This is a genomic window from Oceanobacillus caeni (genome assembly GCF_042678465.1).
Taxonomy (GTDB): Bacteria; Bacillota; Bacilli; order Bacillales; family Amphibacillaceae; genus Oceanobacillus; species Oceanobacillus caeni.
In genome coordinates this window covers 22,209-35,000 of record NZ_JBHTKV010000008.1, presented here as the reverse complement: position 1 = coordinate 35,000, position 12,792 = coordinate 22,209, and the positions used below count along the sequence as shown (strand labels likewise).

The following is a 12,792-nucleotide window of genomic DNA, read 5'->3' as shown; positions in this document are numbered from 1 at the left end:
AAGCAGAAATATTTATATTATTCTATCCGCCAAGTTTTAAGCCAGCCCTCAGTGATGGGCTGGCTTTTATTGTTCTTCATTTTGAATATGATTATCTTTACATTTAAGATAGAACTCTTGGACGTCATCACTAGGTAAAACTTTATGTTCTCCGTCATAAAGTTTAATTAGTTCATTTATCATTTTCTTCCCTATCCCTAGATTCCGATGGGACGGATTAACGGAAACATGTTGGATAATAATGCAATTATTTTCTAACCGAATACCAGCTGCACCTAAGACATCATCGTCCTCTTTCCATAAATAAAGATTCCAATCAGGATTGGACTCATATTCTTTAATTGTATTCTGTAATTTTTTCACATCATTTTTTACATCTGGCATAAATGACAATAATCCCATGGCAATTTTTTCCATATTCTTTTTAAAACGAATTAACATAAAGACCCCTCTTAATAAAGACTAATAAAGGTTGTTCAAAAAGATCGGTGAGAAAGATACTGCGACGTACAGACAACCTTTGCAGCTAACGTCGGTATCCCCCCTATGTAGGAGAAGCGTAGTAATAGGACGTTGCGCATTTAGCTGACCTCGGTCCTTTCCATCCTCCTGTTGAACACGCACTAATAGAGCGTTTTGAACATCCTCTAATAGAGTTATTTTTCTTAAAGCCATAATTGACTATTGAAAAGTATATATATATTTATTGCATTAAATATGCATTTTGTCAAATGAACCTAAGAAGTAAAAAAGAATTAGTATCTATCTATTTTTGCCCTTCAGATATTAATTTATACACAATATACCCATCTGTGTACTTATTATTCATGTGTATCGGGATTATATTCATAGTAAACAACCAAATATTAAACCAAAAGCTTAACTCTATGTATAAATTTACTTCATAACTCAAATAAAAATATAATAATAACGCAATAATCCCATTTGAAAGTGGACCCAATAATGAAATGTAAATTAATTCCCTCTTTTTATAGTATGGATATCGTTTACTTATTGTGTGCCCACCTATAAAAAAGAGAGAATGGATTTCGATGTTTAAATCCAGTAGTGTTATTGCTACTAATCTTTTCCCTTTACCCATTTTTAACGTAATCTCATTAGCTTTGAGCGTTCTTGCCGCAATAGCATGGCCAAATTCATGAAAAAACGTACTTAAAGGTGCAATAATTAATACTAAAATGAATATTATCTGGATTAAATTCATCACAATAACTTACTCAGAATAAACTTTAACTTCTTTCATGACATCTCCATTTTTCATTGCTTTAGCGTGTTCGATTCCAGAAGTAACTTTTCCAAATACAGTATGAACGCCATCTAAATGTGGTTGGGGTTCATGTACTATAAAGAATTGGCAACTTCCAGTGTCTCTTCCCGCATGCGCCATCGATAGTGAACCTTCTTCGTGTTTATGGGGGTTATTATCTGTCTCACATTTAATTGTATAGCCAGCATTTCCAGTTCCATTACCAATTGGACAACCACCTTGACTTACGAAACCAGGAATGACACGGTGGAAAGTTAAACCATCATAAAAGTTTTCGTTAGCAAGTTTTTCAAAGTTCGCTACTGTTCCAGGTGCCTCTTCTGGAAATAAATCGAATTCAATTTTATTTCCGTTTTCCATTAAAATATATCCTTTTTTAGCCATTTTACAATCTCCTTTTTCTGTTAATCATGTCTATTCTATCACTAATATAATTGATAGTCATCCCACGTTATAGGTAGGATAAATCATTTCTCACAACATCTTCCATCGTTTCGCGTTTTACTACCAATTTATCTACGCCATTCTCTACGAAGACGACTGCTGCATTAGGAATTCTATTATAATGACTTGCCATCGAGTAGTTATATGCACCTGTTGAAAAAACAGCTAATATATCACCATGTTCTACATTAGGTACAGATAGGTCCCAAATTAACATATCCCCCGATTCACAAGCTTTACCGGCGATAGACACTTCTTCTGTTACCGGTTGATTTGCTTTATTAGCAATTACTGCATCATATTTTGCTTGGTATAATGCGGGTCTAATATTATCTGTCATCCCACCGTTAACTGATACATATTTACGAATATCAGGAATATTTTTCATAGAACCAATTGTATATAATGTAATACCAGTATTCCCAACGATTGCTCTACCAGGTTCAATCCAAATCTCTGGCATTGATATATTCAATAAATTTACTTGGTTTCTAACTGACTTGATTAACTCTTCAACATAAATATTATAGGGTAAAGGCTGATCTTCCTTCGTGTATCTAATCCCAAACCCCCCACCTAAATTTAAAACTTCAGGTGTATAGTTATAACGCTCTTTCCACTTACCTAGTTCTTCAAATAATAGATCTACTGCAACCTTAAATCCATCTGTTTCGAATATTTGAGAACCTATATGACAATGAAGTCCTCTAAAATGAATGGTTTCGTGATTTAATAATTTTTGGAAAGCTTCTTCTGCTTGACCATTTTGTAAGTCAAATCCAAACTTTGAATCTTCATTACCTGTCATGATGTATTCATGCGTATGAGATTCAACCCCTGGTGTAACTCGGATTAATACATTAACTTTTTTACCGTATACTTTTGTTACTTGTTCAATTAATTCTATATCATAGAAATTATCGATTACAATACAGCCGATATCATGTTTGATCGCCATCGTAATTTCGTCTAAGCTTTTATTATTTCCGTGCAAATGTATTTTCTCTACTGGAAAATCAGCTAGTAAAGCTGTGTAAAGTTCTCCCTCTGAAACTACATCAAGACATAGGTTTTCTTGCTTTGCTACTTGCAGCATTGCTATAGAAGAAAATGCCTTACTTGCATATGCAACTTTCGCTTGTACTCCTAGTCTTTCGAAGGTTTCCACAAATGATCTTGCATTTTTTCTTATCATGGAGACATCGTAAACATAAAGGGGTGTTCCATATTTTTCTGCTAATTCGACTGTATCCATACCACCTATTTCAAGGTGACCATTTTTATTTATAGGAAAAGGATGGTACTCCGTAATCATAATTTTTATTCCCCCGATTATACGTAAAAATATAAAAATACTTTAACACACATAGACAAAAAACGAAAGAGCTAACGACATGGTTAGCCCTTTTTCATTGGTTGTCTATAAGTATTCTTCGGATGTACAATTCTTGGTCTCTTATTAGAATAAGGAACCGGAATCCTAAAGATAATATTAAACATTGCCTTTGCATTGAAAGGAAGGAAAGGCCATAGGTAAGGTGTTTTTAGTGATTGCAAGTTTATCAAATACATTATATGAATCAAGAATGCAATAACAAAACCTTTCACACCAAAGAAACCTGCTCCTAAAATTAAAAATAAACCTGCCAGCTTATTCGCAATACTAAGCTCATAGCTAGATGTAACATAAGTACCTATCGCACTTATTGACACGTAAAGAATAACTTCTGCGCTGAGCATTCCTACATCTATTGCGATTTGACCAATTAATACTGCCGCAATTAACCCCATAGAAGTTGCTAATGGTGTTGGCGTATGAATCGCAGCCATTCTTAAAAATTCGATTCCTAATTCTGCTAAAATGATTTGTACTAATATTGGAATATTACCTTCTTCATTTGGTCCAATATACGACAGCTCTTTAGGCAATAAAGTAGGGTCTAAAACAAACAGCAACCATAATGGTAAAAGATACAATGACATAAACACAGCTAAATAACGTATAAGACGTATAAACGTACCAACAGAGGGGGTCTGCCTATATTCTTCGGCATGCTGCATATGATGGAAAAAAGTTGTTGGTATGATAATGACACTTGGGGATGTGTCTACCATAACAATAACATGTCCTTCCAGCAAATGGCTTACAGCTACATCAGGTCTTTCTGTATATCTTACTAATGGATAAGGGTTCCATTTTTTATCACTAAAAAATTCATCAACTGCCTTATCTGCCATTGCAATTCCATCAACTTCAATAGACTCCACTTTTTCTTTAATTAAATCAACTAAATCGTCATCCGCTATATCTTGGACATAGCTAATACATACATCAGTTTTTGAACGTTCTCCAACCTTTAGCATTTCATTACGTAATCGTTCATCCCGTATTCTTCTACGTGTTAAAGCAGTATTTTCGATAATATTTTCGGTATAACCGTCCCTCGATCCGCGAATCACTTTCTCAGTGTCTGGTTCTTCTGGTGTCCTTCCCGGATACGTTCTAACATCAACGATAAAAGCTTGCTTTTCACCATCTACAAAAAAAGCAACCAATCCCGATAAAACTTGGTCAACTACCTCATCCATCGTATTTACCGCTTCTACTTGCTGATGGATTAAACGATTCTCGATGATTTCAGGTAACTTTTTCTTATTACTTTCAACATCATTAATTCCAATCATAATTTCCAAAAGTTCTTGTATTGTTGATGTATCACACAATCCATTTACATAATAAAGTTGAACTTTCTTTTTTAATATAATAAATTCTCGAAAACCTACGTCGAAAGAGACATTTATACCTATTCTTTTTTCCATGTATTCTTGGTTGCGAATTATATTAGCCGACACGGGCATTTTATCATTTTTCTTCTTCATCGTTTAAACACTCCACTCTCATTACAACCTAACCAAAATAGTCCATTGAAATAACGAACCAACTATCTTACCAAACATAATAGCCATGAGTAGAATAAGCAGACTATTTTCTAGGCGTATTCTTCTTGTTATAACTGGAAAAACATTTAATACCTCTGTCAGTGCAGCGGCAAGCATTCCATTGAAGATCCCATGAAATAATCCCCAAACCACTAAAATGAGTACGGGTTGATTTAGATTAACATTGGCAAAAGATAAGTATGATCCCATAATTAAACCAAGAACCACACAAGCGGTGTAAAATTTGATTAGCTTATAAGATTTTGTTAGTTGTAATAACCTTGGGATAATTTTTAATACCGTTATAAAAGCAACAAATCCACCACCTACAGCAAGACCTCCACTAAAACCAATAAGGACTTGAATAAAATTAATTAGAAGGTTCTCTAACATTTAAACTATTTTCTTTATGACTCAAATAATTATCAAGGTCTTGTTGATAGTTAAAAATTTCAACTTCTAGTGGACTTGGTTCTTCATTAAAGCGTTTATTAAACCAGTGATTAAAAAAAAGGATTGTTCCTAAGCCTAATCCTATGGAATAAGGTATTTGAATCCATAATGGAAATTCGTTTTCTTCACCAGTTAATAATAGATGAAGCTTTTGTTGCACTTCCTGCATACTAACATCATAATGAAAGTTCATAATTGTCATCGCAGTACCAATAAACAATACAAGCCACACGCATGCTACAAGGAAGACGGAATTGGTTTTTTTACTCGAAATTACTCTAACAATGCTCTGATTTGGTCCTACAAGTTGAATCTCTACATCTTCATAACTTTTAGTTAAATGTTCTATTAATAAAAAACTATCGATTACTACTAAATTTTTATCCTTTTTCGTTAGGCGATAAATTGGTGTATTTTCTAATTTCTTCTTTAATGAAGTGTCAGCTGTTGAAACATAAGCAATGTCTTTTAAAAAAATTTCACATAAGTTAGGGAAGTTGGCATTTTTTTTCATTCGTAAATATACAATGTTCGTCAAGGTCATCCCATCCTTAATTAAATGAACTGTACGTTTAGTTTTACCAAGTAAAGACTTTTTATCAAAAGAAATTAATACAAAAGCGCAAGCGCTATTTCAGGCTAAAAACGCGACGTCCTGTCGCAACGCCTGTACTCGCACGTCTTGTGCTTCGTAGCGACGTACGGACTGCGCCTAGCCATGCCAGGTGGTCCGATGTTGCCGCGCAAAGCGGCGGTTTTAATCGGACATTCCACTTCCGTAGGAGATAAAGGAAGTCTCGCTACGGCTTTAGCGCTGGAGCTGGATGTACAGAAAAAAACCACCACAGATGTGATGGTTTTTAAGCCTTTTTCTACAAATCCATATTACCTTTCATTTCTTTTAATATTTTCTTCTCAAGTCTAGATACTTGTACTTGAGAAATACCTAATCTATCTGCAACTTCGGTTTGGGTTTGATCTTTATAATATCGTAAGTAAATAATAAGTCGTTCCCTTTCATTTAAATTCTTAATTGCTTCTTGCAATGTTAATTTATCAAACCATTTTGTATCGGTGTCTGCTATTTGGTCTAATAATGTAATAGGATCCCCATCATTTTCAAATACAGTTTCATGAATGGAATGCGGAGATTTAGATGCTTCTTGTGCATGAACGACATCTTCTGGTGTTATTTCTAAAGCCTCCGCAATTTCATTAACTGTTGGTGATCGTCCTAATTGTTTCGTTAATTCATCTTTTTTTCTTCTTATTTTATTTCCAATTTCCTTTAAAGAGCGACTAACCTTTATACTTCCATCATCCCTAATAAAACGTTGAATTTCTCCAATAATCATCGGTACCGCATAAGTAGAAAATTTAACGTCAAAGGAAAGGTCAAATTTATCAATCGACTTTATTAGTCCGATACTCCCTATTTGAAATAGATCATCTGGATCATAACCCCTATTAATAAAACGCTGAACAACTGACCAAACAAGCCGGATATTCTTTTCTACTAATATATCTCTTGCTTCTTTATTCCCTTGTTGGCTCTGTAAAATATAATCTTTTACTTGTTCATCCGTTAAGGTTTCTTCACCCTTTGTCTTTTTTACATTTACATTCATAGGCACATATCCTAATTATAAACCGTCTTTGATTTTACTAGTTGCTTTCTCATGTAGAGCGTAGTTCCATCGGATTTTGAAGAAGTGACCTTAACAGAGTCCATAAAGTTCTCGATAATAGTAAAGCCCATTCCAGACCTTTCTAGTTCAGGTTTTGAAGTATATAAAGGTTGTCTCGCTTGATCAATATCACCAATTCCGATTCCAAAATCTTTCACCGTTATTTCAATTTCATCATTTTCAATGACACACTTAATCATCACTTTATGATCAGGTTCGTTGTTATATCCGTGTATGATGGCATTCGTTACCGCTTCTGAGACCACTGTTTTAATTTCTGTTAACTCGTCCATCGTAGGATCTAACTGGGAAATAAACGCGCCAACCGTAACCCTTGCAAATGCCTCATTTTCACTTTTACTAGAAAATTCTACAACCATTTCATTTCTCATGAAGCCACCCCCAAAGTTTCTAACGCAAATGCTTCATTTTCTTCTAAGCGAATAATCTTAAATAATCCAGACATTTCAAACAAACGTTTGACCGTTGGAGAAATGGAACATACGACCATCTCTCCACCTAATTGTAAAACCTCTTTATATCGGCCAAGAATAACTCCTAGACCCGAACTATCCATAAAAGAAACATTTTCTAAATTTAAAATGACATGCTTAATTGGATTTTTATACATCATGTCCTTCCACTTATCCCGTAAGCTTTCTGCTTCATGGTGGTCTAATTCACCTGACAGTCTAACGATTAATACATCTTCTTTTACATCAAAAACTGAATGCAGCCCCATCCTAAAAAATCTCCTCCTTACATTCTTCTGTATTTCTTCTTCTTGATGACAAGGGCTAATTCCTGCTTTATGACAAAAGAAGTCCTTATTCGTCTAAATTAGAAGATATTATTAATTTTTCGCCATTTCTTGCAGTGTTCGTTTTAACAAAGTGAAATAGGATGCTTGGGTGACATCATTATTTACCGTTAGTGGAATTTCCGAAATAATTTCATTTCCATTTTTAACGGTTAATGTACCTACTTCATCTCCTCTATTTATAGGTAAAGTAAACTTTTCTTTCAATTTCATTTCTGTTGTTACCTCTTCAGTAGACTCTCCTTTTTTATGTAATGTACTAACAGATTCAGGAACAATTATTTCAATATTGTCTTCTTCCGCTTTAATTAATTTTAAGTTTGAAACAACCTGATCCTTTTCAAATAATTGTTGTGTTTCAAATTGATTAAACGCAAAGTCAAGCATACTAGAAATGGTTGCATTTCTTTCCTTTGTAGTATTTGCACCCATTACAACGGCGATGACACGCATATCATTCTTTTCTGCCGTAGCAGTTAAGCAATATTTTGCTTCATTTGTGTAACCTGTTTTTAATCCGTCTACTCCTGGATAGAATTTCACTAATTTATTCGTATTCACGAGCCAAAATTCATTTTCTTTTCCTTTTCTTAAATAATCCTCATAAATCGATGTATAATTTGTAATATCCTCATATTTTAATAATTCTTTTGCAATCATTGCCATATCATATGAAGTGCTGTAATGATCATCACTTGGTAAACCAGTCGTATTTTGGAACTTCGTATTTTTCAAACCAAGTTCTTTCACTTTTTCATTCATTCTTTTCACAAAGGCTTCTTCACTTCCTGCAAGTCGTTCAGCTATTGCAACGCTAGCATCATTTCCAGAAGCAACAGCTATTCCTTTTAATAAATCATCTACGGACATTTCTTCCCCCGCTTCAAGGAATATTTGGGAACCTCCCATTGATGCGGCCCGCTCACTTACTCGAATCATTTCATTTTTCTTTAAGTCCCCGTGATCTATTGCCTCCATAATAAGTAGTAGTGTCATTAATTTTGTCATACTAGCTGGCGGAAGTACTTCATGGGCATTTTTGTCGAATAAAATAGTTCCGGTATCTCTTTCTATCAAGATAGCCGATTTTGCATCAGGAGCTAGATTTAAGGATTCGCTTTTTTCATCTTCCGGCTTTTCTTCCGCAAAGACTGGCAATCCTAATACAAATAATGAAAAAATCATGCTGATAATGAGAATACACTTTTTCATAGTTTTACCTCCAAACTCAATATAACTTTATTTTTTCCATCTTTATATCGAAATATACAAATAAAAAAGAGCACTACCTCTAGTGCTCTTTCCGTTTCTTATTCGATAATCTCATGCAAAAAACTATTTCCGTGTTCTGGCAATTTCACTTGAAAGTTATCTGCCACCGTTGCGCCTACATCTGCAAATGTTTTCCGAATAGGCAACGCTTTACCTTGCTTCATATTTTTATGGTGAATAAGTAATGGAACAAATTCTCTCGTATGGTCTGTGCCATGATGAACAGGATCATTCCCATGGTCAGCTGTAATAATAAGTAAATCATCTTCATTCAATAAAGCTAAGACTTCGGGTAAGCGTTTATCATACTCCTCTAAAGCCTTGCCATACCCTATTGGGTCACGCCTATGGCCATATTTAGCATCGAAATCAACTAAATTAAGAAAACTTAGTCCATTGAAATCCTTTTTCATGGAATCTATGAGTTTTGTCATTCCATCGTCATTATCTGTAGTTCGAATAGCCTCTGTAACTCCTTCTCCATCGTAAATATCAGAAATTTTCCCAAGAGCAATAACATCAAGGCCATTATCTTGTAATTCATTCATTACAGTTCTACCAAACGGTTTAAGAGCATAATCATGACGGTTGGCCGTACGTTCAAATGCTCCAGGTTTCCCAATAAAAGGACGGGCAATAACTCGTCCAACCATATATTTTTCATCTAGAGTCAGTTCTCGTGCAATTTCACAAATTCGGTACAATTCATCAACTGGAATAATTTCCTCATGTGCAGCAATTTGCAATACAGAATCTGCAGAAGTATAAACAATTAAGGAACCCGTTTTCATATGCTCCTCGCCAAGTTCTTCTATAATTTTTGTACCAGAAGCCGGCTTATTTCCAATAACTTTTCTTCCTGTTTTACCTTCTAATAATTGAACAAGTTCGGTTGGAAATCCTTCAGGAAATGTTTTAAAAGGTTGTTTAATATTTAATCCCATAATTTCCCAATGGCCTGTCATTGTATCTTTACCATTTGAAGCTTCTTGCATTTTTGTATAGTGAGCTTTAGGGTTTACTGCTTTTTCTATTCCTTTTATCTCACAAATATTACTTAATCCCAATTCACCCATGTTCGGCATATGAAGTCCATTCATTTCATCTGCAATATGACCTAAAGTATCCGCACCTTTGTCATTATATTTTTCCGCATCAGGGGCTTCACCAATACCTACTGAATCCAAAACAATAAGAAAAATTCGTTTGAAATTAGTCATTAAAAAACCTCCCAATACTATATTCCCGATTTCTAACATATATATGTAAATGCATGCGTAAATTTTCTTTACCTTATACTTCCGTTACATGTTAATTACGCTCTTGGATGGTAGGTTTTATACATATCTTTTAATCTAGTTTTTGATACATGTGTATAGATTTGTGTTGTTGAAATATCTTCATGCCCCAACATCTCTTGAACGATACGTAAGTCCGCCCCATTTTCTAATAAATGAGTAGCAAAGGAATGTCTTAATGTATGTGGAGTTATTTCTTTATTTATACCAACTTCTAAAGCAATCTTTTTTAAAATTTTCCAGAATCCCTGTCTCGTTAACGGCCTCCCATGCTGGTTTAAAAACAGTGTTGGATTAGTATTATGTTTTAGCAATTTCCCTCTTCCATGTTGTAAATATTGCTCTATTGCATGTATGGCAACCTCTCCGATAGGTACAATTCTTTCTTTTGAGCCTTTTCCAAAGCATTGAACAAAACCCATTGTTAAGTGTAAATCACTTACTTTTAAAGTAACCAATTCAGTTACCCTAAGTCCGGTTGCATACATTAGTTCCAACATTGCTTTATTACGATATGCCAAAGGAGATTTCGTTTCAATGGAAAGAAGTTGTTCTACCTCTGTTTGGGATAGAACGTCTGGAAGTTTTCTTTCTTTTTTCGGTGTTTCAATATGTAAGCTCACATCCTGGTTAACTACCTTTTCTCTTACTAAAAATTGATGAAAAGAACGAATCGATGATATATGTCTGGAAATGGTAGAAGTCGACTTACCCCCATCTTTTAAAGCATATAGAAAATGAATAATTTCAATTCTAGTAACGGAATTCCAGGATTTCACCTCTAACTTCTTCACTAAAAAATTAGTATAATCTTTTAAATCACGTCTATAAGACTTTAGTGTATTCTCAGAAAGCCCTCTTTCAATCTGTAAAAAATGAAAATAATCCTCTAGTGCATCATTTAGCATATTTTTATTCCCCTAATCTAAAAAATAGATTCATTCTATCCATAATCTCTTCATTTGAATTAAAAACCTTTACAGAAGGTCCTTCAGGTTGATCATATTTATGATAATTTTCATATTCAGCATGCATCATCTTTAATCCAAAATAGAATAGACAAGTACATATAGTAAAAATTACGAAAACTTTCAATGTATCCCATATCAATTGTTTCATATGGCATATCTCCTTTTTAAAGTTACTTCCTTCTTAAAAGATATGCCAATTTCAAATCATAATATACATATAGATAGTTAAATTTTTAAATAGTACTTAATTTTAATGTACTCTCTTTTTTTACGTATGTAAAAAAAGAAAGCACAAACCTTTATCATTCTTATCCATAATAAAAGCCTTCTTTCCCATAGAAAAAAAGGCTTAATTCTTCTTATTGTGTTGCTTTAACTGCTGATTTTTGACATTGTTTACATATACCATGAAATGTTAAACGATGGTCTTGAACTTGAAATCCCCAATCTCTTTGTACAATTTTCTCTACGTCTTCTAATAAGTCATTTTCAATTTCTTCTACTGACCCACATTCGACGCAAACGAGATGATGATGAAAATGTTTAGCTCCTTCTTTTCTTAAATCGTATCGGGAGACCCCATCACCAAAATTAATCTTATCAACAATCTTCAATTCAGATAGTAGCTCTAACGTACGATAAACAGTTGCTAAGCCAATTTCAGGTGCTTTTTCTTTAACTAATAAATAAACATCTTCTGCACTTAGATGGTCTTCTTCACGCTCAAGTAAAACTCGGACAGTTGCTTCTCTTTGTGGAGTTAATTTATAACTTTGAGAATGCAGCTGTTTTTTTATTCGTTCAATCCGATGTTCCATAACTCGTCGCTCCCCTCTTACCATCTATTTTATTATATGCACTCTGAAAAGGCGTGTCAAAAATATTATTACATTATATTTAAAATAATTATAATGTAATAATTATTATTCATAAAAAGATTTAATAAATGCTTCCATAGATCCATTCGCCACATAGGCCTCTACTCCTGAAGCAATTATAGCGGCTACCAATAAAAATCCAAACGATAATAAATACTTGCCAAACGGCTGAAATGCTGGTCCAGTCGACCTTTTTGAAAATAGTTTATTTAATAATTTTAACGAAAAGATCATCGACAGTGTACCAGCAATAATATATACAGGAATGACAATTAAATTTTGTGGAGCAATGGACAATGAAGCCAAGATTAATCCCTTAACGCCAATTTGATTCACTAAAAAACCAACAGAAAAACCAACAACAAGACCTTTAACATACAATAGAACCCACACGATAGGAAGTCCAATTACAGATAAACCTAGTAAAAATAAAATAACTAAATATTTAATATGATAAAAAAAGCTTTCTTTTAATATAAGTGTCTTTTCTATTGATTGACCCTCTACTATTTGAAGGAAAAATCGTTCTAAGTAAAAAAACAAATCTTGCTTTTGAACAAAGTTCATGCTGTTTACTATAATAGCACCAAAAATAATACCAGTTAAAAATAAAATCACCATAAACAAATATATTGTCGCATACTCTCTCATGTGTTGAATAAAAACAGCTCTATTATTATTCATCGGAATCCTCCATTTCAAAGATGGTTCTTATATTAAAAACTATGAAGAATTCCGAT

General features: G+C 33.7%; 16 protein-coding genes. All 16 read right to left on the bottom strand.

Features of this window, described 5'->3' with window-relative positions; translation table 11 throughout:
* Positions 1 to 66 precede the first annotated feature (66 nt).
* Positions 67 to 441 carry a GNAT family N-acetyltransferase gene (locus ACFQ18_RS07745; RefSeq protein ID WP_204798099.1) on the bottom strand — a complete coding sequence of 125 codons (375 nt, stop codon included), beginning with the start codon at positions 439 to 441 and terminating at the stop codon, positions 67 to 69.
* A gap of 325 nt (positions 442 to 766) precedes the next feature.
* On the bottom strand, positions 767 to 1,225 hold the full coding sequence (locus ACFQ18_RS07740; protein ID WP_047184980.1) for a M50 family metallopeptidase: 459 nt from the start codon (positions 1,223 to 1,225) through the stop codon (positions 767 to 769).
* 9 nt (positions 1,226 to 1,234) lie between these two features.
* Entirely contained in the window at positions 1,235 to 1,672 is a 438-nt protein-coding gene (locus ACFQ18_RS07735; RefSeq protein ID WP_047184979.1) for a peptidylprolyl isomerase, read from the bottom strand.
* Between the two features lie 67 nt (positions 1,673 to 1,739).
* The gene (gene lysA, locus ACFQ18_RS07730; protein ID WP_204798098.1) at positions 1,740 to 3,047 is read right to left on the bottom strand and encodes a diaminopimelate decarboxylase; all 1,308 of its coding nucleotides are present in this window, start codon (positions 3,045 to 3,047) and stop codon (positions 1,740 to 1,742) included.
* Between the two features lie 83 nt (positions 3,048 to 3,130).
* Positions 3,131 to 4,612 carry a spore germination protein gene (locus tag ACFQ18_RS07725; protein WP_204798097.1) on the bottom strand — a complete coding sequence of 494 codons (1,482 nt, stop codon included), beginning with the start codon at positions 4,610 to 4,612 and terminating at the stop codon, positions 3,131 to 3,133.
* A 21-nt stretch (positions 4,613 to 4,633) separates the two neighbouring features.
* Positions 4,634 to 5,065, bottom strand: a complete 432-nt coding sequence (locus tag ACFQ18_RS07720) for a stage V sporulation protein AB (protein ID WP_047183900.1) — start codon at positions 5,063 to 5,065, stop codon at positions 4,634 to 4,636.
* Positions 5,043 to 5,663, bottom strand: a complete 621-nt coding sequence (locus ACFQ18_RS07715) for a stage V sporulation protein AA (protein ID WP_165589205.1) — start codon at positions 5,661 to 5,663, stop codon at positions 5,043 to 5,045. The genes ACFQ18_RS07720 and ACFQ18_RS07715 overlap by 23 nt, the downstream gene beginning before the upstream one ends.
* Positions 5,664 to 5,997: 334 nt before the next feature.
* The gene (gene sigF / locus ACFQ18_RS07710; RefSeq protein WP_047183898.1) at positions 5,998 to 6,753 is read right to left on the bottom strand and encodes an RNA polymerase sporulation sigma factor SigF; all 756 of its coding nucleotides are present in this window, start codon (positions 6,751 to 6,753) and stop codon (positions 5,998 to 6,000) included.
* Between the two features lie 11 nt (positions 6,754 to 6,764).
* On the bottom strand, positions 6,765 to 7,205 hold the full coding sequence (spoIIAB, locus tag ACFQ18_RS07705; protein ID WP_047183897.1) for an anti-sigma F factor: 441 nt from the start codon (positions 7,203 to 7,205) through the stop codon (positions 6,765 to 6,767).
* Positions 7,202 to 7,555 carry an anti-sigma F factor antagonist gene (spoIIAA, locus tag ACFQ18_RS07700; protein WP_047183896.1) on the bottom strand — a complete coding sequence of 118 codons (354 nt, stop codon included), beginning with the start codon at positions 7,553 to 7,555 and terminating at the stop codon, positions 7,202 to 7,204. The genes spoIIAB and spoIIAA overlap by 4 nt, the downstream gene beginning before the upstream one ends.
* Positions 7,556 to 7,666: 111 nt before the next feature.
* Positions 7,667 to 8,845 carry a D-alanyl-D-alanine carboxypeptidase family protein gene (locus ACFQ18_RS07695; RefSeq protein ID WP_047183895.1) on the bottom strand — a complete coding sequence of 393 codons (1,179 nt, stop codon included), beginning with the start codon at positions 8,843 to 8,845 and terminating at the stop codon, positions 7,667 to 7,669.
* Between the two features lie 98 nt (positions 8,846 to 8,943).
* Positions 8,944 to 10,125: a phosphopentomutase gene (gene deoB, locus ACFQ18_RS07690; RefSeq protein WP_204798096.1), complete on the bottom strand. Its 1,182-nt coding sequence runs from the start codon at positions 10,123 to 10,125 to the stop codon at positions 8,944 to 8,946.
* Positions 10,126 to 10,220: 95 nt separating this feature from the next.
* Positions 10,221 to 11,111, bottom strand: coding sequence for a site-specific tyrosine recombinase XerD (gene xerD, locus ACFQ18_RS07685; protein ID WP_047183893.1), 891 nt, complete (start codon positions 11,109 to 11,111; stop codon positions 10,221 to 10,223).
* 4 nt (positions 11,112 to 11,115) lie between these two features.
* Positions 11,116 to 11,322, bottom strand: a complete 207-nt coding sequence (locus ACFQ18_RS07680; RefSeq protein WP_047183892.1) for a YqzK family protein — start codon at positions 11,320 to 11,322, stop codon at positions 11,116 to 11,118.
* A 211-nt stretch (positions 11,323 to 11,533) separates the two neighbouring features.
* On the bottom strand, positions 11,534 to 11,992 hold the full coding sequence (gene fur, locus ACFQ18_RS07675) for a ferric iron uptake transcriptional regulator (RefSeq protein ID WP_047183891.1): 459 nt from the start codon (positions 11,990 to 11,992) through the stop codon (positions 11,534 to 11,536).
* Between the two features lie 105 nt (positions 11,993 to 12,097).
* Positions 12,098 to 12,736, bottom strand: a complete 639-nt coding sequence (gene spoIIM, locus ACFQ18_RS07670; RefSeq protein WP_145523331.1) for a stage II sporulation protein M — start codon at positions 12,734 to 12,736, stop codon at positions 12,098 to 12,100.
* Positions 12,737 to 12,792 lie beyond the last annotated feature (56 nt).

Bases quoted from the DNA above. Each gene is read 5' to 3' on its own strand.
- ACFQ18_RS07725 (WP_204798097.1), bottom strand. From the start codon at position 4,612: ATGAAGAAGAAAAATGATAAAATGCCCGTGTCGGCTAATATAATTCGC.
- spoIIAA (WP_047183896.1), bottom strand. From the start codon at position 7,555: ATGGGGCTGCATTCAGTTTTTGATGTAAAAGAAGATGTATTAATCGTT.
- ACFQ18_RS07745 (WP_204798099.1), bottom strand. From the start codon at position 441: ATGTTAATTCGTTTTAAAAAGAATATGGAAAAAATTGCCATGGGATTA.
- xerD (WP_047183893.1), bottom strand. From the start codon at position 11,111: ATGCTAAATGATGCACTAGAGGATTATTTTCATTTTTTACAGATTGAA.
- ACFQ18_RS07680 (WP_047183892.1), bottom strand. From the start codon at position 11,322: ATGAAACAATTGATATGGGATACATTGAAAGTTTTCGTAATTTTTACT.
- spoIIAB (WP_047183897.1), bottom strand. From the start codon at position 7,205: ATGAGAAATGAAATGGTTGTAGAATTTTCTAGTAAAAGTGAAAATGAG.
- ACFQ18_RS07740 (WP_047184980.1), bottom strand. From the start codon at position 1,225: ATGAATTTAATCCAGATAATATTCATTTTAGTATTAATTATTGCACCT.
- sigF (WP_047183898.1), bottom strand. From the start codon at position 6,753: ATGAATGTAAATGTAAAAAAGACAAAGGGTGAAGAAACCTTAACGGAT.
- fur (WP_047183891.1), bottom strand. From the start codon at position 11,992: ATGGAACATCGGATTGAACGAATAAAAAAACAGCTGCATTCTCAAAGT.
- deoB (WP_204798096.1), bottom strand. From the start codon at position 10,125: ATGACTAATTTCAAACGAATTTTTCTTATTGTTTTGGATTCAGTAGGT.
- ACFQ18_RS07720 (WP_047183900.1), bottom strand. From the start codon at position 5,065: ATGTTAGAGAACCTTCTAATTAATTTTATTCAAGTCCTTATTGGTTTT.
- ACFQ18_RS07695 (WP_047183895.1), bottom strand. From the start codon at position 8,845: ATGAAAAAGTGTATTCTCATTATCAGCATGATTTTTTCATTATTTGTA.
- ACFQ18_RS07735 (WP_047184979.1), bottom strand. From the start codon at position 1,672: ATGGCTAAAAAAGGATATATTTTAATGGAAAACGGAAATAAAATTGAA.
- spoIIM (WP_145523331.1), bottom strand. From the start codon at position 12,736: ATGAATAATAATAGAGCTGTTTTTATTCAACACATGAGAGAGTATGCG.
- lysA (WP_204798098.1), bottom strand. From the start codon at position 3,047: ATGATTACGGAGTACCATCCTTTTCCTATAAATAAAAATGGTCACCTT.